The organism is Amycolatopsis sp. NPDC043889 (assembly GCF_056435645.1).
Genome location: NZ_JBWKEC010000002.1, coordinates 49,612 through 74,011 on the forward strand (window position 1 = coordinate 49,612; position 24,400 = coordinate 74,011).

Annotated in this window: 24 protein-coding genes; 16 read left to right on the top strand and 8 right to left on the bottom strand. The window is 68.0% G+C overall.

Annotated features, from left to right (window positions below; translation table 11 throughout):
* The first annotated feature begins 38 nt into the window (after nt 1-38).
* The 7 genes from AC0685_RS05780 to AC0685_RS05810 all read left to right on the top strand — a co-directional run bounded on the left by AC0685_RS05780 (nt 39) and on the right by AC0685_RS05810 (nt 7,215).
* Nucleotides 39-305: a hypothetical protein gene (locus tag AC0685_RS05780; RefSeq protein ID WP_478224514.1), complete on the top strand. Its 267-nt coding sequence runs from the start codon at nt 39-41 to the stop codon at nt 303-305.
* 249 nt (nt 306-554) lie between these two features.
* Complete coding sequence (locus AC0685_RS05785) at nt 555-1,766, top strand: hypothetical protein (protein ID WP_478224515.1); 1,212 nt, start codon at nt 555-557, stop codon at nt 1,764-1,766.
* A 171-nt stretch (nt 1,767-1,937) separates the two neighbouring features.
* Nucleotides 1,938-3,695 (top strand): acetate--CoA ligase, encoded by a 1,758-nt coding sequence (acsA, locus tag AC0685_RS05790; RefSeq protein WP_478224516.1) that lies wholly within the window; start codon nt 1,938-1,940, stop codon nt 3,693-3,695.
* Nucleotides 3,695-4,684: a pyruvate dehydrogenase (acetyl-transferring) E1 component subunit alpha gene (gene pdhA / locus AC0685_RS05795; protein ID WP_478224517.1), complete on the top strand. Its 990-nt coding sequence runs from the start codon at nt 3,695-3,697 to the stop codon at nt 4,682-4,684. Before acsA ends, pdhA begins: the two co-directional genes overlap by 1 nt.
* The gene (locus AC0685_RS05800; RefSeq protein ID WP_478224518.1) at nt 4,681-5,655 is read left to right on the top strand and encodes an alpha-ketoacid dehydrogenase subunit beta; all 975 of its coding nucleotides are present in this window, start codon (nt 4,681-4,683) and stop codon (nt 5,653-5,655) included. The genes pdhA and AC0685_RS05800 overlap by 4 nt, the downstream gene beginning before the upstream one ends.
* Before the next feature lie 16 nt (nt 5,656-5,671).
* Complete coding sequence (locus AC0685_RS05805; protein ID WP_478224890.1) at nt 5,672-6,961, top strand: 2-oxo acid dehydrogenase subunit E2; 1,290 nt, start codon at nt 5,672-5,674, stop codon at nt 6,959-6,961.
* Entirely contained in the window at nt 6,958-7,215 is a 258-nt protein-coding gene (locus AC0685_RS05810; RefSeq protein ID WP_478224519.1) for an acyl carrier protein, read from the top strand. The genes AC0685_RS05805 and AC0685_RS05810 overlap by 4 nt, the downstream gene beginning before the upstream one ends.
* 46 nt (nt 7,216-7,261) lie before the next feature.
* Here the strand turns inward: AC0685_RS05810 and AC0685_RS05815 are convergent, their stop codons facing one another.
* The 3 genes from AC0685_RS05815 to AC0685_RS05825 are packed head-to-tail and all read right to left on the bottom strand — an operon-like array spanning nt 7,262 to nt 9,851.
* On the bottom strand, nt 7,262-7,666 hold the full coding sequence (locus AC0685_RS05815; RefSeq protein ID WP_478224520.1) for a DUF302 domain-containing protein: 405 nt from the start codon (nt 7,664-7,666) through the stop codon (nt 7,262-7,264).
* A 24-nt stretch (nt 7,667-7,690) separates the two neighbouring features.
* On the bottom strand, nt 7,691-8,482 hold the full coding sequence (locus tag AC0685_RS05820; protein WP_478224521.1) for a sulfite exporter TauE/SafE family protein: 792 nt from the start codon (nt 8,480-8,482) through the stop codon (nt 7,691-7,693).
* A 10-nt stretch (nt 8,483-8,492) separates the two neighbouring features.
* Nucleotides 8,493-9,851, bottom strand: a complete 1,359-nt coding sequence (locus tag AC0685_RS05825) for an MBL fold metallo-hydrolase (RefSeq protein ID WP_478224522.1) — start codon at nt 9,849-9,851, stop codon at nt 8,493-8,495.
* A 263-nt stretch (nt 9,852-10,114) separates the two neighbouring features.
* On the opposite strand from AC0685_RS05825, the gene AC0685_RS05830 reads away from it, so the two are divergent.
* The gene (locus tag AC0685_RS05830) at nt 10,115-10,276 is read left to right on the top strand and encodes a hypothetical protein (RefSeq protein WP_478224523.1); all 162 of its coding nucleotides are present in this window, start codon (nt 10,115-10,117) and stop codon (nt 10,274-10,276) included.
* A 90-nt stretch (nt 10,277-10,366) separates the two neighbouring features.
* On the opposite strand, the gene AC0685_RS05835 is transcribed toward AC0685_RS05830, so the two are convergent.
* A complete protein-coding gene (locus AC0685_RS05835) occupies nt 10,367-10,630 on the bottom strand; it encodes a metal-sensitive transcriptional regulator (protein ID WP_340681391.1) in 264 nt (87 codons plus the stop codon).
* Nucleotides 10,631-10,798: 168 nt separating this feature from the next.
* Nucleotides 10,799-11,398 (bottom strand): Rv1733c family protein, encoded by a 600-nt coding sequence (locus AC0685_RS05840; protein ID WP_478224524.1) that lies wholly within the window; start codon nt 11,396-11,398, stop codon nt 10,799-10,801.
* A 422-nt stretch (nt 11,399-11,820) separates the two neighbouring features.
* Between AC0685_RS05840 and AC0685_RS05845 the strand changes: the two genes are divergently transcribed.
* The 6 genes from AC0685_RS05845 to AC0685_RS05870 all read left to right on the top strand — a co-directional run bounded on the left by AC0685_RS05845 (nt 11,821) and on the right by AC0685_RS05870 (nt 18,177).
* Nucleotides 11,821-13,320 carry an APC family permease gene (locus AC0685_RS05845; RefSeq protein ID WP_478224525.1) on the top strand — a complete coding sequence of 500 codons (1,500 nt, stop codon included), beginning with the start codon at nt 11,821-11,823 and terminating at the stop codon, nt 13,318-13,320.
* The gene (locus tag AC0685_RS05850) at nt 13,317-14,537 is read left to right on the top strand and encodes an arginine deiminase (RefSeq protein ID WP_478224526.1); all 1,221 of its coding nucleotides are present in this window, start codon (nt 13,317-13,319) and stop codon (nt 14,535-14,537) included. Before AC0685_RS05845 ends, AC0685_RS05850 begins: the two co-directional genes overlap by 4 nt.
* 11 nt (nt 14,538-14,548) lie before the next feature.
* A complete protein-coding gene (gene argF / locus AC0685_RS05855) occupies nt 14,549-15,550 on the top strand; it encodes an ornithine carbamoyltransferase (RefSeq protein WP_478224527.1) in 1,002 nt (333 codons plus the stop codon).
* 2 nt (nt 15,551-15,552) lie between these two features.
* Nucleotides 15,553-16,473, top strand: a complete 921-nt coding sequence (locus AC0685_RS05860; RefSeq protein ID WP_478224528.1) for a carbamate kinase — start codon at nt 15,553-15,555, stop codon at nt 16,471-16,473.
* Between the two features lie 795 nt (nt 16,474-17,268).
* Complete coding sequence (locus tag AC0685_RS05865; protein ID WP_478224529.1) at nt 17,269-17,748, top strand: DUF6069 family protein; 480 nt, start codon at nt 17,269-17,271, stop codon at nt 17,746-17,748.
* A gap of 93 nt (nt 17,749-17,841) precedes the next feature.
* Nucleotides 17,842-18,177, top strand: a complete 336-nt coding sequence (locus AC0685_RS05870) for a cupin domain-containing protein (RefSeq protein WP_478224530.1) — start codon at nt 17,842-17,844, stop codon at nt 18,175-18,177.
* 8 nt (nt 18,178-18,185) lie between these two features.
* Here AC0685_RS05870 and AC0685_RS05875 read toward each other — a convergent pair whose 3' ends face one another.
* Nucleotides 18,186-18,608, bottom strand: coding sequence for a pyridoxamine 5'-phosphate oxidase family protein (locus AC0685_RS05875; RefSeq protein WP_478224531.1), 423 nt, complete (start codon nt 18,606-18,608; stop codon nt 18,186-18,188).
* Nucleotides 18,609-18,749: 141 nt separating this feature from the next.
* On the opposite strand from AC0685_RS05875, the gene AC0685_RS05880 reads away from it, so the two are divergent.
* A complete protein-coding gene (locus AC0685_RS05880; protein ID WP_478224532.1) occupies nt 18,750-20,537 on the top strand; it encodes a GAF domain-containing sensor histidine kinase in 1,788 nt (595 codons plus the stop codon).
* 231 nt (nt 20,538-20,768) lie between these two features.
* Here the strand turns inward: AC0685_RS05880 and AC0685_RS05885 are convergent, their stop codons facing one another.
* Nucleotides 20,769-21,788, bottom strand: coding sequence for an Acg family FMN-binding oxidoreductase (locus tag AC0685_RS05885; protein ID WP_478224533.1), 1,020 nt, complete (start codon nt 21,786-21,788; stop codon nt 20,769-20,771).
* Nucleotides 21,789-21,970: 182 nt separating this feature from the next.
* Here AC0685_RS05885 and AC0685_RS05890 point away from each other — a divergent pair, with 182 nt between their 5' ends.
* Nucleotides 21,971-22,633 carry a response regulator transcription factor gene (locus tag AC0685_RS05890; RefSeq protein ID WP_478224534.1) on the top strand — a complete coding sequence of 221 codons (663 nt, stop codon included), beginning with the start codon at nt 21,971-21,973 and terminating at the stop codon, nt 22,631-22,633.
* Nucleotides 22,634-22,639: 6 nt separating this feature from the next.
* Here AC0685_RS05890 and AC0685_RS05895 read toward each other — a convergent pair whose 3' ends face one another.
* Nucleotides 22,640-24,367 carry a sensor histidine kinase gene (locus tag AC0685_RS05895; protein ID WP_478224535.1) on the bottom strand — a complete coding sequence of 576 codons (1,728 nt, stop codon included), beginning with the start codon at nt 24,365-24,367 and terminating at the stop codon, nt 22,640-22,642.
* Nucleotides 24,368-24,400 lie beyond the last annotated feature (33 nt).

The following is a 24,400-nucleotide window of genomic DNA, read 5'->3' on the forward strand; positions in this document are numbered from 1 at the left end:
ACTGGCTCACCGTGGTCCGGCTACTTCATCGTGGGGGTATGACTGAGATCTGGCATCACGACTTCCGAGACGGCCTCACCATCGAGGTCCGCGTCCATCAGGACGGCAGGCTTCTGCACCGCGAGCTCTGCGAGTCGGACGAGGAGGCGGCGGCCGTGGTCGAGCGGTGGCAGGAGCTCGACGGCGTGACCTGTGAGGTCGACGATCTGACCACCCGCCACCGTGCCGGCGACATCCTCGAACCCGAGCCGAGCGACCTTCTCGACGAAGATTCCGCGCCGGACGTCATCGGATATCGAGAGTAAGGCAAACGTGGCTGGATCGGTGCGGGTGGTCGTGAGTGGCGATTCGGGCTCGAACCCGAATCGGCATTGAATGGACGACACGCGAAGCCGCCACCCGCGCGCCGCGGTGGGTACCCAAGACACCCTTGGCGCTAACCCGAACCGCCACTCACGACCATCGCCTGCGAAGACGACACGTTCGAACTCTCCTCAACAAGGGCCGAGTCAGGTTCCTGACCAAAGCAAGTCTTCGAGAGGAAGGACGCTTCGATGTCCGGAATGAACCGCCGCCCGTCCTGGAAATGGACTACGACAGGGTTGTGCCTGCTGATCGTCTTGGGCATGGCGACGGCCGAGGCGAGTGCCGTCACCCTGGGCCACGCGCCCCGCGCGGTCGATCTGGGCACCCTGCCAGGACACGTCTACAGCGAAACGGTGGCTTTGAACGACCGTGGAGAGGTCGCGGGGACTTCCCACAGCGCGGTGTTGGCGACGTCGCGGGCCGTGCGCTGGGATTCCCGCGGCCGGATCAGTGACCTCGGCGTCCTGCCCGGTACCACCCGCAGCGTGGCGAACGCGATCAACGAACGCGGCACGGTCGTCGGTTTCTCCTATACCGCGGACCTCGACGACAGCCACGCCGTGCGCTGGGAACCCGGCGGACGGATGGCCGATCTCGGAACGCTCCCGGGCGGGATCAGCAGCTGGGCGGGCGGGATCAACGACCAGGGCGCCGTCATCGGGGGTGTCCGGCTCGCCGACCGGCGCTACCGCGCGGTGATGTGGGACCGGAGCGGTCGGATCACGGATCTCGGCCCGCTCCCAGGCGACTCTCAGGCCAACTCGGCGGCCGTCAACGACAAAGGTGTCGTGGTCGGCGCCTCCTATACGGACCCGGCGAACACCCGTCCGGTGCGCTGGAGCCGAAACGGCACCATCGCGCTGGCGCTTTCACCCGGAGACACCACCGGAACTCCGTTGTGTGTCAACGAAAACGGGGTGAGTGCCGGGAATGCCTACCACGCGGATTCCGGTCCATACGCTCGCCGGTGGGACAGTCGTGGCCACGTCACCGAGCTGCTTCCTCCGCCGGGTGGCGTGCGCAGCCGGGTGAGCGGCATCAATGACGCGGGCGCCGTCGTCGGAAGCGCCGACCGCGCCGATCAACAGACCCGTGCCATCCGATGGGACCGGGCCGGGACCGTCAGGGAACTGACCGCTTTCGGCGGATCGAGCAGCGCCGTGGCGATCAACCGATGGGGCACCGTGGCAGGAAGCGCGCACCTTGCCGACGGCCGCGGCCATGCCGTCAGATGGGACGCCGCCGGCCGGATCACCGACCTCGGCACCCTGCCGGGTAGCAGTCTGCCGAGCGAGGCCATCGCGATCAACGATCGAGGCACCGTGATCGGCAACGGCTACACCGCGAACGGTGAATGGCACGCCGCGATCTGGCGCGCACCCGGGACCATTGAGGGATAAGGCAAAGCTCACCTGCCGTGGGCGGCGCCGAGGCCGAAAAGGCCGGCTGAGAGGGACCTACGACCCTCGTCGCGGGCTCGCTTCTCGGCGACGCTCAACGAAAGTCGAAGCTTGCCCGAGGTGGCTTGGAGCGCTTGCGGGACGACGCGATGAACACCTCCGGAGGCCGTCATGAAATGGGCACCCATCACGAAAACGACCGCTGCGGCGAACCTCGACGGATACGAGCGCACCTGCGCGGAATTCTCGTGGCAGGACGCCGGAACCCTCCTTTCCGGACTTCCGGACGGGCTGGGGCTGAACATCGCGTACGAAGCGGTCGACCGGCACGCCACCGGGCCGATGGCCGGAAAGACGGCCCTGCGCTGGCTGGATCGAGACGACAGAGTCCACGACCTCACCTACGCCGAACTCGCCGAACGCACGAACCGGTTCGCCAATCTCCTGGCCGGACTCGGTGTGCGCCGGGGCGTACGGGTCTTCACGCTCCTCGGCCGTGTCCCGGACCTCTACGTCGCGACCTTGGGAGCGCTCAAAGCGGGTTGCGTCCTGTCGCCGCTGTTCTCCGCTTTCGGTCCAGAACCCGTCCGGCAGCGGCTGCGACTGGGCGAGGGTGCCGTGCTGGTGACCTCGCCGGCGCTGTACCGCCGGAAGATCCGGCGGTTGCGCGCCGAACTCCCGTCCCTGCGCCACGTGCTGCTCACCGGAAGGGACGCCGAACCGGACACCACCGCACTCGAACCGGCCATGGCGGCGCAGAGTGCCACCTACGAGATCGGCGCCACGGCGCCGGAAGATCCGGCCCTGCTGCATTTCACGAGCGGTACCACCGGTACCCCGAAGGGTGCCTTGCACGTGCACGCGGCCGTACTCGCTCACCACGTCACCGCGCGATACGCGCTCGATCTTCGCGACGACGACATCTTCTGGTGCACCGCCGACCCGGGATGGGTCACCGGCATGTCCTACGGCGTCATCGCTCCGTTGACCCTCGGTGCCACGATCATCAGCGACGAAGGCGAATTCGACGCACGCCGCTGGTATCACGTTCTCGCCTCGCAGCACGTCACCAACTGGTACACCGCTCCGACCGCGCTGCGGATGCTGATGCGCGAAGGCGGCGCGCTCGCCGGCGGCTTCGATCTTTCCGCGTTGCGGTTCATCGCGAGCGTCGGGGAGCCACTCAATCCGGAAGTCGTGGTGTGGGGCCAGGAAGCGCTGAACCTGCCGGTACATGACAACTGGTGGCAGACCGAGACCGGCGCGATCATGATCGCCAATTTCGCGAGCGAGGAGATCCGGCCGGGGTCGATGGGCAGGCCGTTGCCGGGGATCGACGCGGGCCTGCTCGAACGTGGGGACGACGGGCGGGCGGAAGTGACCGGCGGGCACGTCCGCGAGATCACAGAGCCGGGAGTCGACGGGGAGCTCGCTCTCCGCCCTGGGTGGCCGTCGATGTTCCGCTCGTACTGGGGCGATCCCGCCCGTTACGGCAAGGCGTTCGCGGACGGCTGGTATCTCACCGGTGATGTCGCCCGCCGGGACGCGGACGGCTACTACTGGTTCGTGGGCCGGGCCGACGACGTCATCAAATCGGCCGGGCACCTCGTCGGCCCCTTCGAGGTGGAGAGCGCGCTGCTGGCCCACCCCGCGGTGGCCGAAGCCGGGGTGATCGGAACACCCGATCCGGTGGCGGGCGAGCTGGTCAAGGCCTACGTCTCCCTCAAACCGGGCCATGAACCCACCGAGGACCTCCGCCTCGAACTGCTCGCGTTCGGCCACAAGGCACTCGGTGCCGTGGCGCCCAAGGCGATCGTCTTCGACCAGCGACTTCCGCATACCCGGAGCGGCAAGGTCATGCGCCGCCTGATCAAGGCACGCGAACTCGGTCTCCCGGAGGGTGACGTGTCCACTTTGGAGGGTGTGTGATGAACGGGCCGCGGGCGGTACGGACGCCACGGGCGAAACAACGGCACGAGCTGCTCCGTCAGATGATCCGGATCCGGATGTTCGAAGAACGGTGCGTCGAGCTGTACAGCGCGGCCGCGATCCGCGGATTCATGCATCTCTGTATCGGCGAGGAGGCTGTCGCCGCCGGCATCATGCACGCCGCCGGCCCCGATGACCCGGTCGTGTCCACCTACCGGGAACACGGTCACGCACTGGCGAGAGGTATCCCGATGGAGGCGGTGCTGGCCGAGATGTACGGGCGCACCAACGGATGCAGCCGTGGGCGGGGTGGATCGATGCACCTGTTCGACGCCGGGCACCGGTTCTACGGCGGCAACGCGATCGTCGCCGGCGGGTTGCCGGTGGCCGTGGGACTCGCGCTCGCCGACCGGATGCGCGGCAGGCCGCAGGCCACCGTATGCCTGTTCGGCGACGGCGCCGTGGCGGAAGGCGAGTTCCACGAATGTCTCAACCTGGCCGCACTCTGGCGGCTTCCGGTGCTGTTCTGCTGTGAGAACAACCTGTACGCGATGGGCACGGCGATCGAACGCGCGCAGGCGGAGACCGATCTCGCCACCAGGGCGGCGTCCTACGGCCTGTCCTCCTGGGCGGTCGACGGGATGGACGCGGTCGCGGTCACCGAGGCGGCCGAGCGCGCGCTGCAAAGCATCCGAGCCGGTTCCGGGCCCTGCTTCCTCGAACTGCGCACCTATCGCTTCCGGGCCCATTCGATGTACGACCCGGAACGGTATCGGGACAAATCCGAGGTCCAGGAATGGAAACGACGCGACCCGATCGAGCGGATGAGCACGCTCATGCGGGACGAAGGCGAACTTGGCGACCGGGAGATCGCGACGATCGAGTCCGAAGTGGACAAGGAGATCCGGGACGCGATCGCGGCCGCCGAAGCCGGCCCGCTCGAGCCCGTGGAAGACCTGACTCGATTCGTTTACTCGGAGCGATCATGACGAAGACGACGTACCGCGAGGCTCTGCGTCAGGGACTCCGCGAGGCACTCGAAGAAGACGATCGGGTCTTCATGATGGGCGAGGACGTCGGCCGGTACGGCGGTTGCTTCGGGGTGAGCCTCGGGCTGCTGGAGGAATTCGGCCCCGACCGGATCCGTGACACGCCGTTGTCCGAGTCGGCCTTCGTCGGCGCCGGGATCGGGGCGGCGCTCGGCGGCCTGCGGCCGATCGTCGAGATCATGACGGTCAACTTCAGCCTGCTCGCCCTGGACCAGATCATGAACAACGCCGCCACCCTGCTGCACATGTCCGGTGGCGCGCTCAACGTGCCGCTCGTGATCCGGATGACGACCGGCGCCGGGCGGCAGCTCGCGGCCCAGCATTCGCACAGCCTCGAAGGCTGGTACGCGCACATCCCCGGCCTCAAGGTGATCACACCCTCGACACTGGAGGACGCGCGGGGAATGCTGCTCACCGCACTGCGCGACCCAGATCCGGTCCTGCTGTTCGAACACGGCTCTCTGTACAACGTCTCGGAGGAACTGGCCGACGACGCGGGCGCGGTGGACATCGAGCGCGCGGCGATCCGGCGCAGCGGCAAAGACCTGACGATCACCGCGTACGGAGGCACCTTGCGCACCGCGCTGGCCGCCGCGGACGATCTCGCCGCGCAGGGAATCGACGCCGAAGTCATCGACCTTCGCGTCCTCCGCCCGCTCGACGAAGCAGCCATCCTCGCCTCGGTCACCCGGACCCATCGGCTGGTGATCGTCGACGAAGGCTGGCGCAGCGGCAGTCTCTCCGCGGAGATCGCCGCCCGGGTCGCCGAGAAGGCGCTCTACGAGCTGGACACGCCGATCGAGCGGGTCTGCACGGCCGAAGTACCGATCCCCTATGCCGAACAGCTAGAGGAGGCGGCCCTCCCCCGGCCCGTGGACATCGTGGCGGCGGCGAAGCGAGCGGTGGGCTGAGATGGCCGACTTCCTGATGCCTTCTCTCGGTGCGGACATGGATTCCGGAACCATCCTCGAATGGCTGGTGGCCCCGGGAGCAAAGGTGCACCGTGGCGACATCGTCGCGGTGGTCGACACCGCCAAGGCCGCGATCGAGGTGGAGTGCTTCACCTCCGGCACGGTGGAAGAGATCCTGGTTCCACCCGGTACCTCGGTGGCGGTCGGCACCCCTCTGGCCCGGATCGGCTCCGCCGAAGCCGGGATCGAACCGGAACCGCCGACCGCCCCGGTGCCCGAACGGCCTGTTCCCGCGATACCGGAGCAGCCGCGAAGGTCCACGATCGAGCTGGCGAGCCCACCGGCGCGATCCTTCGCCGCACAGGTCGGTGTCGATCTGGAGACGGTGCGGGGAACCGGCCGTGACGGCCGCATCACGCACGCCGACGTCGAACGTGCCCGCCCGGACCGCCGCGCGATCGAGATCGGCGGCAGGCGGCTCAAGATATCGCCTTACGCCCGGCGGCTCGCCAGGGAACGTGGTGTCGACCTGAGTTCACTCGAACCCGGCTCCGCCGACGGCGCCCTGCGTGCGCGCGACCTTCCCGCCATCACACCGGCGTCCACGACACCGTCGGCCGAACCACCGCGGCACATCGCCGATCCGGTGGCACTACGGCAGACGATCGCCGCCCTGATGGCCCGCTCCAAACGCGAGATCCCGCACTACTACCTCTCCGCGACGATCGATCTGAAGGCCGCGACCGACTGGCTGCGTGAATACAACCTCGCGGTACCGGTCACCGAACGGGTCGTTCCGGCGGCCCTGCTGATCAAGGCCACCGCGCTCGCCGCCGTCAAGGTTCCCGAACTCAACGGTCACTGGAAGGACGGCGCTTTCCGTCCGTCGGCCGAAGTGCACCTTGGTGTCGCCGTGGCGCTTCGGGGTGGCGGGCTCATCGCCCCCGCGATCGCCGACGCCGACCGGCTTTCCCTGCCGGAGACGATGCGACGGCTCCGCGATCTCGTGTCAAGGACCCGGTCCGGCTCCCTGCGCGGCCGGGAGCTGACGACCGCCACCCTCACGGTGACCGATCTCGGCGACAACGGGGTCGAAGCGGTACACGGCGTCATCCACCCTCCGCAGGTGGCGCTCGTCGGCTTCGGCGCGATCACCCCGCGGCCCTGCGCGGTGGGCGACCTCATCGGCATCCGGCCGCTCGTCACCGCGACACTCGCCGGTGACCACCGCGCGACCGACGGCGCCACCGGCGCCCGCTTCCTCAAGACCGTCACAGCCTTGCTGCAGAAACCGGAGGAGCTATGACCCAGCCACTCACCCAAGACCGGGCACACGCGGCGATCCGTTCCGCGCTCCGAGGATTCGCCACCGAGGCCGATCTCGAATCCCTCGACCCCGGCGAAAGCCTTCGTGAAGCACTCGAACTCGACTCGCTCGACTTCCTGACCTTCGTGGAGCGGCTTTCCGGCACTCTCGGCAGGCGGATCGAGGAGAGTGACTACGGCAAGCTGGCCACGATGGACTCCACGACCGAGTTCCTCCTCGCGCGGGCACGCTGAGAGCACCGCGGTCAGGCGACCGGTGACGTGAACCGCGAGTCTTCCGTCAGGACGCCGCGAGGGCGTCCAGAGCCGCCCGGATGCGCTTGCCCGCTTCCTCGGCGACCGGGCGGAGTTCTTCGCGTTCCGGCACTTCGATCATGACGCGCGGGTCGAGTGCCTGGACCAGGCTGCGTTCGTCACCGTCGGCGCGGACCACGACGTTGCAGGGCAGCAACAGCCCGATCATGCGGTCGACCTCCAGCGCACGATGTGCCAGCGGCGGGTTGCAGGCGCCGAGGATCACGTACGGTTCCATGTCGGCGTCAAGCTTGTCGCGCATCGTGGCCTGGACGTCGATCTCGGTCAGTACGCCGAATCCCTGATCTTTCAGCGCCGCTCGCACTTCGGCGACGGCTTTCTCGTAGGGCAGGTCCAGGGTGAGGCTCAGGTCGTATTTCACGGTGATCATTTCCTTTCTCGATGGATGGGCGGTTCAGCCGCCGCGCAGGGCGGCTGGGGCGAACACGGCCGCGGCCGCGACTCCGGCGGCGACCACGAGGATCACGTAGGCGAACGTCCGCCGGACGGTCCGCTCCGGGAGCCGGTCGCCGACCTTCCCGGCCACCAATGACGCCAAGAGGGCCACCGCGGCGAATACCGCGACGATGTCGTAGGGCAGATCCGGCATCGTGGTGGCGTGGGCGGCCAGCCCGCCCAGTGAGGTGAGCACGATGACGACCAGTGAGGTCGCGACCGCTTCCGGCGCGGTGAGGCCGAGCAGCATGGTCAGGGCGGGGACGATGACGAATCCGCCGCCGACCCCGAACAATCCGGTCAGCACCCCGACGACCGCGCCGACGGCGAGGGCCTTGGGCACGCAACTTCGCCAGTTCACCCCGCCCGCACTGGTCCGGCAGGCGCCGTCGCGCTCCGACGCGGCGGTGAGCATCCGTACCGCTACCACCGCCATGAGCACGGCGAACGCGACCAGCAGCCAGCGGTCGGGCAGCAGTTTCCCCAGCGCGGTGCCGGCGAACGCGGCCGGGACACTGGCAGTGGCGAAGACCAGCGCCACCGGCCAGCGGATCACCTTCGACCGCCACCGCCCCACCAAGCCCCCGGCCGCGGACACCGTGACGACCAGCAACGACGTCGGGATCGCCGCGGACAGCGGGAGGCCGACCCCATAGACCAGTGCGGGGATGGCGAGGATGGAGCCGCCCGCGCCGAGCAGGCCCAGGGCGGCGCCGATGATCAGGCCGAACGCCGCCGCCAGGATCATCATGGTGGCCGCCTCAGCCGGTGGCCATGGCAAGCCCTGCCAGGGCCGCCCGGTCGAACTCGTCATCCACCGCGACGACCCGGCGCCCGGCCGCGGCGAGGACGGAGGCCGCGATCGACGCGCGGTAGCCGGCCTGACAATGCACCCACACCTCTCCGGAAGGCACCTCACCGAGACGACCCAGCAGGTCGTGCAGCGGGATGTGCACGGCACCGTCGATGTGGTTCCGCGCCCATTCCAGGTTGCGCCGGACATCGAGAACGGTCACCGGCCGATGGTGACGGACCATGGCCAGCTCACCGAAATCCGCTCGGTGGAACGACCCGAGCGGCGCGGCGCCCGACCACGCTTCGGGCGTGCCGGTGGCCGCGGCTTCGACACGATCGATTCCGATCCGGACCAGTTCGCGCTGCGCGCCGGCGACCTGCTCCGCGGTGTCGCCGAGCAGGGACAGCGGCGTACCCCAGGGGATCAGCCACCCCAGATAGGTGGCGAAATTGCCGTCGGCACCGAAGTTCAGCGTGCCTGCCACGTGCCCTGCCGCGAACGCGGTCCGCGACCGCAGGTCCACTACCCACTCCCCTGCCTCGATGCGCGAACGCAACTCGGCCGGATCGGCGGTCTTCGGTGCGGCGAGGTCGGGGAGGCCCGGGCCGGCGCTGTTCGCCGGTCCCATATGAGCGTAGTAAGCCGGGTAGGCGTCCAGCCCGGCGAGCAGGCTGTCCACGTAGTCGCGCTCCTGCTGCGTCAGGACCGGGTTGATCCGCTTCTCCCGACCGATCGTCGACCGATCCGCGTCGGACTGCGTGGCCGAGCAGAAACTGCCGAAACCGTGCGTCGGGTAGATCTCGGCGTCATCCGGCAGGATCTCGGCCAGCCGATGAGCCGACGCGTACTGCCGCTTCACCAGCTCATCGGTGTGGGCGGGGCCGAGCAGGTCGGGACGGCCCGTGGAGCCGTACAGCAGCGAACCGCCGGTGAACACCGCCGGGACCCGTCCAGGCGCCTCCAGCACGTAGGACAGGTGCGTGAAGGTGTGCCCTGGTGTCGCCAGCGCCCGTACGCGCATGTGTGGCCCGACTTCCACCACGTCCCCGTCCTCGATCGACGCGCGTTCGAAGGACACCTTGTCCGCGGCGTTCACGTGGTAGGCCGCGCCGGTCACACGGGCCAAAGCGAGCCCGCCGGTCACGTAGTCGTTGTGGATATGGGTCTCGAACACGTCCGTGATCCGCAACCCACGCACTTGCGCCAGGTCCGTCACCCGGTCGATGTCGCGCTGCGGGTCGACCACGAACGCCGTCTCGCCGTCCTCGACGAGGTAACTGCGGTCTCCGAGGCTCGGAGTGTCGATGGCGATGATCTCGATCATAAAGCCTCCTTATACCCCCGGGGGTATCTAACCTCCAGTGTAGCGCATCGGCCGGCACTTCGCCGGACACCTTAAAAGGCACTGCGACAGAAGGTGATTCGCCCCATCGAGACAGCGTCGCAGCACCGAGGACACATCTCCAGAGACCATGGTCCCCACTCCACCGCCGACGGCTCATCCGGACCGCGGCAGGCGTACACAGGTACCCCTGGGGGTATAGTGGCCGCAAAGGCCTTGTCGTGAGCCCCTTGGAGGAACACCGAATGTGCCAGCGAATCGTCTGTCCGAAATGCGGAAAGCCGTCCTATCGGGGCTGCGGCAACCACGTCGAGCAGGTACTGGGCGATGTGCCCGCAGCCCAGCGCTGTTCCTGCGCCACCGAGCAGCCCGCACGGAAGCCGTGGCGACTGTTCCGCCGTCGCTGAAATCCCGGGCGACGACGGCGGTTCGTCCCACTCGGCGCGACGCGGGCGTCTCGGTGTCGCGCCGAGTCCGCCCGCGGCCGGCCCGGACCCTCAGGCCAGGGTCATGAACAGCTTTTCGAGCTCCTCGCGATCGGCGGCCCCTTGCACGGAGTCATCGGCGAGGCACTGCTCCAACCCGCTGGCGATCAACCGGAAACCCGCCCGGTCCAGCGCACGGGAAACCGCGGCGAGCTGGGTGATGACCTCCCGGCAGTCTCGTCCGTCGTCCATCATCTGGATCAGGCCACCGACCTGCCCTTGCGCCCGCCGCAGCCGCTTGCGCACGTCCGCGACGACATCTTGGTTCAGCTCCACACCGACCTCCTCAGGTACCCCCCAGGGTACCTGGAACGCGTGTGCGGTGTTCGGCGGCGCGCGGTCGGGGCCAGCTCTCCTTGCCCGCCGGGAACCGCGGTCTTGAATGATCCGGCTCGGGCTCGGGGAGAGAACAGGACGAGGGCCGACGCGACAACTCCGTTCCCCTCACGCCGCGGTCCAGGTTTCCGACACCCGCCGCCATTCCCGCTCCCACGCGGCACCGCGCAGGCGACCCAGCATCGAACGACCGGCGAGAAAGAAGCCCGTAAGCAGCATCACGCACACGATCCAGAAGGCGACGCCGACGCCGGCCCCCTGGCCGGCCACGTCAGCGGGCGTCGCGGGCGCCTCGACCGCGTTACCCTTCGCGTCGAGCCAGATCCGTATTTCGTTGCCGGTGGTCAAGCCGGGGTCCACGGTGACCACACCCTCCCGGACAGGCCCGCCGGGGACCGTCCAGCGAGCATGCGCCTTCACCGTCTCTTCGACGGGCACTCCATCGAACCGGACCTGCGCGGGCGGCGCGTCGGCCACCAGCATCGCAGTCGACTCGTGCCGGTTCGCGGCCTGCTCACCCGCTCGCCGCAACCCGGCGTCGTAGGCCTCGGACCCCACTGCCACGGCGAACGGGATCACCAACAGGGCGACCAGGACCACACCGATCACCAGCGCGGCCTCCAGCCGATCCGACGGCCGGGCAAGCGGGTTCCGGCCGACATGAAGCCGCCGCCACACCGCCGTGGCGATTCCCGGCTGTGCTCGCATGATTCTCTCCTCGGTCAGGGGCCGATCCAGGAACGAATGTCGACGCCTGGCTTCCAGCCTCTCTCCTTGAGGGAGCACACGGGAGTGGCTGTGGACCCCTGCGAACCGGGACCTTCGGCATGCCACCGTCCGATCCGGCCCTTAGGCCCATCGACCGCGGACCTAAGCCCCATGGCACTGCCGCGCCGGACGTAGATCCTCTATTGGAGGGAAAGGCGAAGGTGTCATATCGGCCGGGTTCGCCGTGAGTGGCGATCCGGATCGCCGAGGCCTTGGCTGGCTGACTGTGCCGAGCTTGTGTCATCCAACGCAGCGAAATACACACGGTCCTGCCGCGGGGCTGCGGAAACGGGGGCACTCGACGTCACACGCCACCTTTGCCTCAGGTAAGTGGGCTTACGGACGGAAGATCGGAAAGACCGATGGCACAGCAGGAACAACCCGGAGACCTCGACGGAGCCGAGCCAGGCGCCGAGGCCCCGGCGGGCGGCAAGGAGTTCTCGAACCGGTTCGGCTTGCCGGCCGCGACGGCGCTGGTGGTCGGTTCGATCATCGGAACGGGTGTGTTCGCCCTTCCCTCGTCCTTGGCCCAGTACGGCTTGTCGAGTCTCCTGGCCTTCGCCTTGGTCACGATCGGCGCCTTGGCTCTGGGATCGGTGTTCGGTTGGCTCAACAAACGCGTGCCGGGCTCGGGCGGGCCGTACTTGTACGCACGGGACGCCTTCGGTGACTTCGGCGGCTTCGTCACCGCCTGGGCCTATTGGCTGACCGCCTGGGTGGGCAACGCCGGTATCGCGGTCGCCTGGGTCGGGTACGTGGAAGTGTTCGTCAACAAGGATCACAACCCGTGGTGGTCGATCGCCATCGCGCTGGTCGGTCTGTGGCTGCCCGCCGCGATCAACATCTCCGGCGTCCGGAACCTCGCGTGGTTCCAGATCGTCACCACGATCCTCAAATTCGTGCCGCTGGTGTTCATGGCGACCATCGGTTTGTTCTTCGTCAAGGCCGAAAACCTCGGTTCGTTCAATCCCAGCGGACTGTCGTGGGTGGGCGCCGTCTCCGCGGCGGCCGCGATCGCCCTGTTCAGTTACCTCGGCCTGGAGACCGCCTCGGTGGCCGCCGGACGCGTCCGCGACCCGCGGCGCAACGTGTCCAGGGCGACCGTGCTCGGCACCCTCGTCTGCGCCGTCGTCTACGTCCTGGGGACCGTCACGGTGTTCGGCACGGTCGGACAGCAGGCGCTGGTCGACTCCACTTCACCGTTCTCCGATTCGGCCACCGCCATCTTCGGGGCGAGCTGGGCCGGGCAGGCCATGGCCGTGGTGGCGATCGTCTCCGGGCTCGGCTGCCTGAACGGCTGGACGTTGATCTGCGCCGAGATGCCGATGGCCGCCGCCCGTGACCGGCTGTTCCCGACCCAGTTCGCCAAGCTGAGCAAGAAGGAGATCCCGGTCTTCGGCATCGTGGCCGCCACCGTGCTGGCGTCGGTGCTCACGGCTTTCGGCTACTGGAACTTCCAGTCCGTATTCACCAACGTGGTGCTGCTGGGTGTGTTCACCGCGGTGATCCCTTACCTGTACTCCGCCGCCGCGCATCTCTACTGGCTCATCGTCCAGGGTCGCGCGCTGAACTGGCCGCATTTGATCCGCGATCTGGTCGTGACCGCCTTCGCGTTGCTCTTCAGCTTCTGGGCACTGGCAGGCAGCGGTTACCAGGCGGTGTACTACGGAGTGTTCGCCTTCTTCCTCGGTATTCCCGTCTACGTCTGGATGAAATCCCAGCGCAAGGAGTACGGCGAAACCCCCGTCTCCCCTATCCGCTACCCCGCGGACAGCCCATATTTCCTCTCCCCGAACGGGAACAACGGCGCAAGCGACAAGAACGCTTCCCCGTCGCCGTCCGATACGCAGGAGCAGTCATGACTTTCGCCGTTCATTCGGAGGTCGGCCGGTTGCGGCAGGCCATCGTGCACCGTCCCGGACTCGAGCTCACCCGGTTGACCCCACGCAACATCGGCGATCTGCTCTTCGACGACGTCCTCTGGGCCAAGCAGGCGAAACAGGAGCACGACGCGTTCGCCGAAGCCCTGCGGGACAAGGGCGTCCGCGTGCACTACTACGGTCAGTTGCTGGCGGAAACGCTCGCGCTGCCCGAGGGCCGGACGTTCGTGCTGGATCGGGTGTGCACCCCCGAAATCCTCGGCCCGGCGCTGGTCGCGCCGCTGCGGGCCCTGTTCGACGACCTCGACGGCGAGAACCTGGCCGAGTATCTGGTGGGCGGAGTCCTCAAAGCCGACCTTTCCCCGCTGCGAGCGCGGAGTCTCCGATGGGACACCCTCGCCGCCGACGACTTCGTCCTCCCGCCGTTGCCCAATCACCTGTTCCAGCGTGACGATTCCTGCTGGGTGTACCGCGGTGTCTCGATCAACCCGATGGCGAAACCGGCCCGGCAACGCGAATCCCTGCACACCCGGGCCATCTACCGCCACCATCCGATGTTCGCCGGGGCCGGCTTCCACACCTACTACGGTGACGACGACGTCAGCCACCAGCCGGCCACGATCGAAGGCGGTGACGTGCACGTCCTCGGCGAGGGCGCCGTCCTCATCGGCATGGGAGAGCGCACCACGCCCATGGCCGTGGAGATCCTCGCCAAGGCGCTGTTCTCGTCCGGACAGGCACACACCGTGGTCGCCGTGGAGCTTCCGCACTCGCACGCCACGATGCATCTGGACACGGTGATGAGTATGGTCGACCGCGCCACCTTCGTGGTCTACCCCTACTTCGACCGCGGCGCCCGCAGCTGGACCATCACCGCGGGCGAAGAGCCCTCCACGCTGAGCGTGAACGCCAACGACAGCCTCTGGCACACCATCGCCGAAGTCCTGAAAGTCCACGAGGTCACCCTGCTCAGCACCGACGAGGACATCCGGGCCGCCGAGCGGGAGCAATGGGACGACGGTACGAACTACCTCGCCGTCGCACCGGGGGTCGTCCTCGGCTACGAACGCAACGTCGCCACCAACACCATGCTGCGCAAACACGGCATCGAAGTCGTCACCATCGCCGGAAGCGAACTGGGACGCGGCCGTGGCGGCCCGCGCTGCATGACCTGCCCGATCGACCGCGACCCGAGCTGAACGGATCCGAAATGGCCTTCAACCTGCGCAACCGCAGCTACCTCACCGAACTCGACTTCACCAAGGAAGAACTCGTCTTCCTGCTCGACCTCGCCGCCCAGCTCAAGTCCGCGGCCTACGCCGGAATCGCGCAGAACCGGCTGGTGGGCAAGCATTTGGCGCTCATCTTCGAGAAGGCCTCCACCCGGACCCGATGCGCGTTCGAGGTCGCCGCAGCCGAGGAAGAAGCGACCACGACCTACCTCGGCCCCCAGGACGCCCACTTGGGACACAAGGAATCCGCCCGTGACACCGCTCGCGTGCTCGGCCGCATGTACGACGGGATCGAGTACCGCGGCCACGAGCAGGCCACCGTCGAAGAACTGGCCCGGCACTCCGGCGTACCCGTCTACAATGGACTCACCGCGACGAGCCACCCCACGCAATCACTGTGCGACGTGTTCACCATGCGCGAGCACAGCACGAAGCCCTTGCCGGAGATCGCTTTCTGCTACCTCGGCGATACCCGGAACAACGTCGCCCGTTCCCTGCTCGCGATGGGTGCCAAACTCGGCATGGACGTCCGGCTGGCCGGACCCCGCGCGCTCTGGCCCGATGAGGAGCACTTGGCGGCCTGTCTGGCCGAAGGCGCGGCCAGCGGGGCCCGGATCACCGTCACCGACGACGTCGAGGAGGCCGTGACGGGCGCGGACTTCGTCTACACAGATGTCTGGGTGTCCATGGGCGAACCCGCCGGCACCTGGCACGCCCGGGTCGAGCTGCTGGCGCCGTATCAGGTCACGGCCAAGACGCTCAGCGCCACCGGCAATCCCGGCGTCCGGTTCCTGCACTGCCTGCCCGCACTGCACGACCGCGAGACCGAGGTGGGAGCCGAAGCGTTCAAGGAATTCGGGCTGGACGGTGTCGAGGTCACCGACGAAGTCTTCGAATCCCCGGCGTCGCTGGTGTTCGAACAGGCGGAGAACCGGATGCACACCATCAAGGCGATCCTGGTCGCCACGCTGGGGAGCTGACCATGCGGATTCTCGTCGCGCTGGGCGGCAATGCCCTGCTGCGCCGCGGTGAACGGCCGGACGCCGACCTCCAGCAGGTCAACGTGCTCGCCGCCGCCGAGGCCCTCGCGGAACTCGCCACCGAGCACGAAGTCGTGCTCACCCACGGCAACGGCCCCCAGGTGGGGATGCTGGCCCTGGAAAGCGCGGCGGACCCCGCCCTGACCCGGCCGTACCCACTCGACGTCCTCGGCGCGCAGACCCAGGGCATGATCGGCTACCTGCTCGGCCAGGCGCTGCGGAATGTCGTGCCCGGTAAGCAGGTCGCCACGCTGATGACGCAGACGCTCGTCTCCGTCGCCGATCCCGCGTTCGGCGATCCCACCAAGTTCGTCGGCCCGGTCTACGCCGAGGAGCAGGCCGCCTCGCTGGCCGCCGAACGTGACTGGACTGTCCGCCAGGACGGCCCGTCCTGGCGCAGGGTCGTTCCTTCGCCAAGACCGCAACGCGTGGTGGAGACCCCGGTGATCCGCGCGCTCGCCGAGGCCGGAACGATCGTGGTCTGCGCCGGCGGGGGCGGTGTTCCCGTGGTACGGGACGAACACACCGGACGGTTGCGGGGTGTCGAAGCCGTCATCGACAAGGACCAGACCGCCGCCCTGCTCGCCGAAGCCCTGGACGCCGACGCGCTACTGCTGCTGACCGACGTACCCGCGGTCATCGACGACTACGGCACCCCGCACGCCACTCCGATCCACCACACCACTCCGGCACGGCTGCGGTCCCGCGGTTTCCCGGACGGTTCGATGGGCCCGAAGGTCGACGCCGCCTGCCGTTTCGTCGAACTCACCGGCAACACAGCCGCCATCGGCGCCCTCGACTCACCCGCCGCGATGCTGCGGGGCACCGAAGGCACCGTCATCACACCCGGCGGCAAGGCGTGAGCGGTGGGCCACTCAAGCCTCGACTGACACCTTGCCATCGAGGGGTAGGTCGAAGGTGGCGTGACCGAGCCTCTGCGGTGAAGGCCTTCGCTGGGTCAAGGCAGGGAGGCGGCAGTCAGCTGCACCCTGAGTGTCCACAAGGGACACTTTCGCTGACTCAATGTCTGATTGATGCCCGGATGAGCGATTTCACGAGGGGGTCGTGAGTGGCGTTTCGGGTTAGAACCCGAAACGCCACTCACGACCAACCCGACCCACGACCAGGGGAGCCTTCACCTCACCCGTCAACCTCGCCCAAGATCAACTTAAGCTACGCGACATTGGGGTTCTAACCCTCTTTGCCACTCACGACCCCTCGCCAAACCGCACAAATCGCTCAACTCGGGCACCGACACCTCGGAAAATGCCCCTTATGGACAGTCAGGAGGTATCTCTTCGGCGAGTCCCGCCCCTGCCGCCGACTCCGGCACGCCACGTTTGACTTACCCCCCATAACCCGAACCGCCACTCACGACCCGGCAGGAACCGTGCATACAGGCATCATCCGGCCGCTCGCCCGCCCGAGTACGTCCCTTGTGGACACTCAGGACACGGCCGGCTTCCGTCGGACAGTTCACAACCACACCGCGGAGACCACCTCTCGGCCATGAAGCCGGTGACGAGGGCTGAGCCGGTGAGCAGCCGGAACGCATGCGCGGCGGCGCACGGAAGCATCCGGGCACGCAGGCCGTTGGTCCCGCCAACGGGGTTCCTCTGCCCCTTCTGCACGGCGGAGCCGACGAGCAAGGTTTCACCATGGACAACGACTTCGAGGAAGAGGATCGACCTACTGTCAACGGAGCAAGGCTGTGGGCGGGCGGGGCCGCGACGGCGGTGACCGCCGGCCTGACCGCGATCGTCGGGATCCTGATCGCGCGCGGCCTGGTCAAAGTCGCCGTGCTGGCACCCAGCCGCGAAGGTGCGTGGGGTGGGGCAAGCACCCTCACCTACTCCCTCGCGTCGGCGGCCATCGCACTCGCGGCGACCGCTCTGCTGCATCTTCTTCTGCTCACGGCACCGAAGCCCCGGAGGTTCTTCGGCTGGATCATGGTGCTTTTCACCGCGATCTCCGTCGTGATCCCGCTCAGCCTGGGTGCCGCACTGGACGCGCGGCTCGCGACGGCGATCATCAACCTGGCCATCGGGCTCGCCATCACGATCACGCTGTCCGGCGTCGCCGGTTCGGCCATCCGCCCCCGGCGGACGACCGGATCGTTCGAACACGAATCACCCTGACCCACGGTCAGCGGCGATCCACCTTTCATCCCGGGACAGGCCGCCGCACAGGAGAAGGAGAAACACCATGACACCGAGCGAACAGGAACAGCGATGAGCGGCCGTCCCGAGGTCGCGGACGTCGGCGTCCTGGCAGCCGAACTGCTCCAGCAAGCCCGCGAACACCACTCACGGCGTGCCGCCAGGACCCTGGTGGCAGGCAACTCCCAACGGGTCACCCTCATCGCGCTGGCCGAGAGCGCCGAACTGGCGGAGCACGACTCGCCCCCGGCCGCCACACTGCACGTCATCACCGGAAGCGTTCGCCTGAGCACCCACGACCACGACTGGCTCCTCGGCCGCGGTCAGCTGACCGCCCTCCCACCCGAGCGGCACAGCCTGGCGGCGTTCCTCGACAGCGCCGTCCTGCTCACCGTCGCGCTCCACTGAGCGTCCGGTCAAGCGGTGGTGGTCACCGGCGTGTGCAGACGTCGTCCGGTCACCTTCTCCACCTCGATCCGGACGAAATGGTCGCGGCGACCGTCGACCCAAGGCGCCAGCCATGTTCCGGACACGTCCACAAGCTCGGTGACTTCCGTGATCAGGTTCGCGCGGCCGACGACGGTCACACTCCATCCGGTCCGCAGCTCGGGATCGAGTTCGTCGGCCTGGAAGGCCACCACGGTGTTGCCGGTCGCGGCGGCCAGTTTCGCCCCGCCGGCCACCCGGATCACGACGTGGTCCCGCTTCAACCGGAAGTTGACCGGCTGCACCGCCGGCAAGGCGTCTTCGACGAAGACCAGACGCCCCACCCGCACTGTCCGCAGAAGGGCAAGGCACTGCTCGCGGTCCAGGACCTCGAGCTGTTGTCGATCCGCCACGATGACTCCCTGAAGACGTTGAAGAACAAGCACTTTCGAGCATGACCACCAGTTCGCCCACCGGTCAGGGCCGGACGTCCCGGTCTGCGAGGTCCATCGGCCATGACCGTGCTGTCAGTCGCAGCTCCGAAGCGGGCAGGCGTGATTGAATGGAAAACGCACTCTCTGCGGTGGAGGACAGCCGACCCGCTTCAGTTCCCCGACACCGGCCGGCTGAAACTCGACCAGGCGATCGACGTTCTGCTGGAGCACGCCCGCACAGTCCGTGACACCCAGGAGCGCCTACGGTCCTTGTTGCGGGCCAGTCATGTCGTGGCCTCGCACGTCGACCTGTCGCGGGTGCTGGGTCATGTCGTCGACGCGGCGAAGGATCTGGTCAACGCCCGCTACGCGGCGCTGGGCGTACTCGGACCGGACGGAACGGTGGACGAGTTCGTTTACAGCGGCCTCGACGATCAGCGCGCCGCCCGGATCGGGCAACCGCCCCACGGCCAGGGGATCCTCGGCCTGCTCATCACCGAACCCCGCCCGATCCGCCTCACCGACCTGTCCACTCATCCCGCATCGGCGGGCTTCCCACCCGGCCACCCGCCGATGCGGTCCTTTCTCGGAGTACCTCTGCTCGTCCGCGGCCAGGCGTTCGGAAACCTCTACCTGGCCGACAAGCAGGACGAGGACGAATTCAGCGCCGACGACGAGCAGCTTCTGCTCTCGCTCGCCGGGTTCGCCGCCGTGGCCATCGACAACGCGCATCTCTACGAGGAAGCCCAGCGCCGTGCCGCGTGGCAACGCTCGAGCGCCGAGATCACCGCCGCCCTGCTCGCGGGTACCGAAACCGGAGACGTGTTGCGCCTGATCGCCGCCAAAGCCCACGAGGTCGCCCGCGCCGATCTCGCCGCCGTCATGCTCCCGGCGGACGAAACCAACGTGCTCACGGTGCAGGCGGCCGCCGGCGAGGACGATGTGGAGGGTTTGGTCGGCCGGCGGTTGGACACCGAGAACTCCTTGTGCGAGCTGGCAATGACCGGCTCACAACCGCTCCTCAGTGAGAACTTGGGCAAAGACGAGCGCGGTCCCTTGTCCGACGAGACATGGGCGGGCAAGGCCGGGCCCGGCATGGTCGCCCCGCTGATGGCCCCTGACCGGCCACCGACCGGCGTGCTGGTCGTGGCCAATGCTCCTGGCCGTCGCGGCTTCCACGAACGCGACCTCGAGATGCTCGCGGCCTTCGCGTCCCAGGCCGCGTTGGCCCAGCAACTCGCACAGCACCGTGCGTACTCCGAGGAGCTGCAACTTCTCGAGGAGCGCGATCGCATCGCCCGCGACCTTCACGATCACGTCATCCAAGAGGTCTTCGCCACCGGCCTGTCCCTGAGCAACCTCGCCTCGGCCATCGACTCCGGCCAGAGAGATCGTCTGCTGACGGTCGTGCGCAAACTCGATCGGGTCGTCAGCGAGATCCGCGGCACCATCTTCGATCTGCACGCCCCGATGGGAGCGGGCGGGGAAGCCGAGCACAGCTTGCGCCGGGCGCTCTCCGAGATCGTCCGCACCACCACCGACTCGCTCGGCTTCACCCCCGTTCTGCGGCTTGACGGCCCGCTCGACACTCTCGTGCCGACCCGGCTCGCGGTAGATCTTTCCGCGGTCGTCCGCGAAGCCCTCTCGAACATCGCCCGCCACGCCCATGCGACCACCGCCACCGTGCAGGTCTCCGCGACGCCCACCACGCTCACAGCCCGCGTCGAGGACGACGGACACGGCCTCGGCGAGACCACCCGCCGTAGCGGCCTGGCCAACCTCCGCGCCCGCGCGGAGAAACACGGCGGCACCCTCAGGATCGACAGTGCTCCCGGCCAGGGCACGATCCTGAACTGGACGGTGCCGCTGCCCCACGGTGACCAGACGGGGCCGGGCTCGAACAATTAGCTTCCCGGCCAACGACGGGTTGAGCCCGAGCCGTACCGGGTACCTCACCGATCATGTGGATGGCGCTGCTGACCCCGCTGCTGGTCATGGCGTTCGCCTTGACCATGGAGCGCGTCGAAGCGATCGTCCCGAGCCGGGCCGCGCGCTCGATGGACCAGCTTGGCCGGCCCGGTCACCTCGCTACAACGCAGCTACACAGGCGACGTAGCGAAGGCCTTCACGGGCCGGTGATCACCGGCCACCACCGGCTTCGCCACCCCGGAAGCCGGTACCGAGCAGTTCGTCGATCGAGCGCCGCGGGGAATGCGGGACGGCACTCGAGGGATAGCCGAATCGCATGAGCACCTGGAGGGAACCGGGGAGCTCCAAGTCCTCGGTCAGGGCGGCACGCACCTCGGGCAGGTGCAGTGGCTGTGTCAGGACCGAGCCGACGAGTCCTTCGTGGACCGCGTCGAGCCAGGTCAGCTGCAACGCCCGCCCGGCACGAAGATGATCGTGCCGGGTGTCACCTGGTGTGACGAACGCCAGCAAAGTCTCCTCGGCCAGCCCGCGCTTGAGAAACTCACGATCGGGCAGCGCCGTCGACTCAAGGACCAGCCCCGCCCACGGCAGCGAACCGGCCGATCGCACGCTCGCGGCCAGGCCGGCGCCGTTGCGCTGGTCCTGGTCGCGGACGGTCCACAAGGCCAGCTCCCGCTGGTAGCCGAGGTCGTGCCGGTAGGCCTCGGCGGCGAACTCGAGCCGGTCCGCGACCATGGTCAGCTCGATCTCGTCGAGGATCGGCCTGGTCTGGACACCTTCGGCCGCCGCACTGTCCCGCAGATCCACGATCTGGTGCCTGGTCAGCGACCGCCCCGAAAAACGACGGCGATGACTGTGCCGCCGCTTGATCGCGGAATAGCGGTTCACCTCCGCGACCGAAGGGGGCAGCAGCCCGTTCGGTTCGACGGCGGCCACCACTTCGGGCCGGTCCGGATCGGGGAACTCGGCGGTGTACGTCCGGTGGCCGAGCACCCGGATGGCCAGTTCCAGATTGGCCAGCGCGGCACCACACGACATGAGGCGGTCACGACCGTGCGGGTCGTGCTCGGGGAGCTCCAGATCCCGGCGCTCGACCAGGACGAGCAGGCCTTCCTCGAAGTTCAGCCGCCACGGCTGGATGTTGTGCACCGACGGCGCGCGCAGCACCGCGCCCGCCAATACCTCCAGCTCCGCGGGCGACCAGCGCTCCGCCGGCTTTCGTCCGACCATTTCAGTCCTCTCGTACCCACGTCACTTACCTCTACGATGCGCCGCCGCGGCTGACCGGCAGCAGATTCGGAGGACTCGGGTCACCAGGACCAAGGACCCGCGACGGTGTGACGGCTGCGCCGGGCGGAACGGACGAGTACGGTCGAATTCGCGGCCGGTACCACGCAGTGGGAGGAAGCGGCATGACGACCAAGGTGTTTCTGGTCGACGACCACGAGATCGTCCGGCGAGGGCTCGCCGATCTCCTCGGCAACGAACCGGATATCACGGTGGCCGGTGAAGCGGCCTCGGTTTCCGAAGCCCTCACTCGAATCCCGAAGAGCGACGCGGACATCGCGGTACTAGACGTCCGGCTCCCCGACGGTAACGGCATCGAACTGTGCCGGGAGCTGCTGTCCACCCAGCCGGACCTGCGCTGCCTGATGCTCACGTCCTACGCCGACGACGAAGCACTGTTCACCGCGATCATGGCCGGAGCATCCGGCTTCGTCCTCAAGCAGGTACTCGGCAACGACCTCATCTCCGCCATCCGCACCATCGCCTCCGGCGGCTCACTGCTCGACAGCCGCACCACCGCCGCCCTGATGAACCGCATCCGCCGCGAACGCGACCGCGACGACCCGACCAGCGGCATGTCCGAACAGGAACGCGCGGTCTTCGAACTGATCGGCGAAGGCCTGACCAACCGCGAGATCGGTGAACGCATGTTCCTCGCCGAAAAAACCGTGAAGAACTACGTCTCGCGCATCCTCGCCAAACTCGGCCTCCAACGCCGCACACAAGCCGCGGTCCTGGCCACCGAACTCAAAAAGAACTCCGGCCCGTCGCTGTTCGGCGATCAGTAGGTCTCGTCAGGACAACGGCACGTGCCACAGCACCCGGCTACCGCCACCGGTGACCGGAGTGATCTCCAACGTCCCGCCGCATCGCAGGGCACGCTGGGACAGGTTGTCCAGCCCGCTGCGCCGCCCCGGCCCGGGAATGCCGACACCGTTGTCCGTCACTTCGATGACGAGTTCGTGTCCGGCCTCCATACTGACCGTGATCCGGTCGGCGCCGGAATGCCGGACCGCGTTGCTCAGCGTTTCCCGTAACACCGCCACGGCATGCTCGTGCAACTCCGGACCCACCAGCGTGTCGACCGCGCCGGTGATCCGCACCGACGGCGTCACGGTGACCTCAGTCGTCACGTCCTCGACCACGTCCAACAACTTCCGTCGCAGGCTCATCTCGGCTTCCGCACCCGAGGAATGCAGATCGAAGATCGACGTCCTGATCTCGCGAACGGTCCGGTCCAGCTGCTCGACGGTGTGCGCGACGCGGTTGCGCGCGAAGTCCTCCGCCACACGCGGCACGACACTCTGCAGGCTCATCCCCGTGGCGAACAGCCGCTGGATCACGTGATCATGCAGATCCTGGGCGATCCGGTCCCGATCGGCCAGCACGTCCAGCAACCTCTGGTTCCGCTGCTTCTCCGCGAACTCGAGGGCGACCGCCGCCTGGTCGGCGAAAGACATCAGCATCGGCACCTGCTCCGCCTTGAACTGCCGTGCCCCCTTCTCCCGCCCGGCGATCAGTATCCCGCCGACGACCTCTGCTCTGATCAACGGCACGGCCACCGCGGGCCCGGACAGCGCGGGCTCCTCGTCCGTCGGGAAGGCCGCTCCCAGATCGGCGATGAATCTCGCCTTGCGTTCGGTGACGACCTCGTCGAGCACCGCTCGGCCACCGGAGAGCGAATTCCCCAGCAGTGGATCGATCCGCTCCCCCGAGTTCGCGGTCACGGACAGTGATCCCGCGTCTGTCACCCCGGTATCCGTCAGCAGAATCATCACGCCTTCGGCCTCGGCGAGTTCGCGGACGCGGTCTGTGATCAGGTTCAAGAGCTCGGTCACCGAAGCCCCGCCGAGCAGTTCCCCGTTCACCTCGGCGACCGCGGCCAGCCACCGTTCCCTCGTCCGGGACTGTTCGAACAGCCGCGCGTTGTCCACAGCCACTCCGGCGGCGGCCGCCAAAGCCTGCAAGACGACCTCGTCATCGGCGGTGAACTCGGCGCCACCCCGCTTTTCGGTGAGATACAGGTTGCCGAACACCTTGTCCCGCACGCGGACGGGGACGCCGAGGAAGCTGCTCATCGGCGGGTGGTTCGGGGGAAAGCCGACCGATGCCGGATGCGCGGACAGATCCGGGACCCGAACCGGACGTGGCTCGTCGATCAGCAGGCCCAGCAGGCCACGCCCTTCCGGAAGGTGTCCCATGTTCGCCCTGGTCTCGGCGTCGATTCCGACATGAACGAACTCGGACAGACCTTCTTCGTCATCGAGCACGCCGAGAGCTCCGTACCGCGCGTCCACCAGTTCGACCGAGGCCTGAACGATCCGTTGCAAGGTCGAATCGAGTTCGAGCCCGGCCGCCACCGCCGGCACGGCGTCGAGCAGCCCCTGAAGCCGATCGCGGCCTTTCACGATCTCCCCGAGCCGCTCCTGCACCTCGCGGAGGAGCTCGTCGAGCCGTAGCCCGGTCAGCACGGCTGAAGCGGGCGCCGGTCGTCCCTTGGCGGGTTTCGGTTCGGCGGGCATCCTCGACTCCCTCCCGGCGGAGGTGACGGCATG

Coding starts and splice junctions, on each gene's coding strand:
- AC0685_RS05860 (WP_478224528.1), top strand. CDS start 15,553: ATGCGGATTCTCGTCGCGCTGGGCGGCAATGCCCTGCTGCGCCGCGGT.
- AC0685_RS05885 (WP_478224533.1), bottom strand. CDS start 21,788: ATGGTCGGACGAAAGCCGGCGGAGCGCTGGTCGCCCGCGGAGCTGGAG.
- AC0685_RS05785 (WP_478224515.1), top strand. CDS start 555: ATGTCCGGAATGAACCGCCGCCCGTCCTGGAAATGGACTACGACAGGG.
- AC0685_RS05810 (WP_478224519.1), top strand. CDS start 6,958: ATGACCCAGCCACTCACCCAAGACCGGGCACACGCGGCGATCCGTTCC.
- AC0685_RS05850 (WP_478224526.1), top strand. CDS start 13,317: ATGACTTTCGCCGTTCATTCGGAGGTCGGCCGGTTGCGGCAGGCCATC.
- AC0685_RS05800 (WP_478224518.1), top strand. CDS start 4,681: ATGACGAAGACGACGTACCGCGAGGCTCTGCGTCAGGGACTCCGCGAG.
- AC0685_RS05815 (WP_478224520.1), bottom strand. CDS start 7,666: ATGATCACCGTGAAATACGACCTGAGCCTCACCCTGGACCTGCCCTAC.
- AC0685_RS05830 (WP_478224523.1), top strand. CDS start 10,115: ATGTGCCAGCGAATCGTCTGTCCGAAATGCGGAAAGCCGTCCTATCGG.
- AC0685_RS05820 (WP_478224521.1), bottom strand. CDS start 8,482: ATGATGATCCTGGCGGCGGCGTTCGGCCTGATCATCGGCGCCGCCCTG.
- AC0685_RS05865 (WP_478224529.1), top strand. CDS start 17,269: ATGGACAACGACTTCGAGGAAGAGGATCGACCTACTGTCAACGGAGCA.
- pdhA (WP_478224517.1), top strand. CDS start 3,695: ATGAACGGGCCGCGGGCGGTACGGACGCCACGGGCGAAACAACGGCAC.
- AC0685_RS05895 (WP_478224535.1), bottom strand. CDS start 24,367: ATGCCCGCCGAACCGAAACCCGCCAAGGGACGACCGGCGCCCGCTTCA.
- acsA (WP_478224516.1), top strand. CDS start 1,938: ATGAAATGGGCACCCATCACGAAAACGACCGCTGCGGCGAACCTCGAC.
- AC0685_RS05805 (WP_478224890.1), top strand. CDS start 5,672: ATGCCTTCTCTCGGTGCGGACATGGATTCCGGAACCATCCTCGAATGG.
- AC0685_RS05780 (WP_478224514.1), top strand. CDS start 39: ATGACTGAGATCTGGCATCACGACTTCCGAGACGGCCTCACCATCGAG.
- AC0685_RS05825 (WP_478224522.1), bottom strand. CDS start 9,851: ATGATCGAGATCATCGCCATCGACACTCCGAGCCTCGGAGACCGCAGT.
- AC0685_RS05870 (WP_478224530.1), top strand. CDS start 17,842: ATGAGCGGCCGTCCCGAGGTCGCGGACGTCGGCGTCCTGGCAGCCGAA.
- argF (WP_478224527.1), top strand. CDS start 14,549: ATGGCCTTCAACCTGCGCAACCGCAGCTACCTCACCGAACTCGACTTC.
- AC0685_RS05890 (WP_478224534.1), top strand. CDS start 21,971: ATGACGACCAAGGTGTTTCTGGTCGACGACCACGAGATCGTCCGGCGA.
- AC0685_RS05845 (WP_478224525.1), top strand. CDS start 11,821: ATGGCACAGCAGGAACAACCCGGAGACCTCGACGGAGCCGAGCCAGGC.
- AC0685_RS05840 (WP_478224524.1), bottom strand. CDS start 11,398: ATGCGAGCACAGCCGGGAATCGCCACGGCGGTGTGGCGGCGGCTTCAT.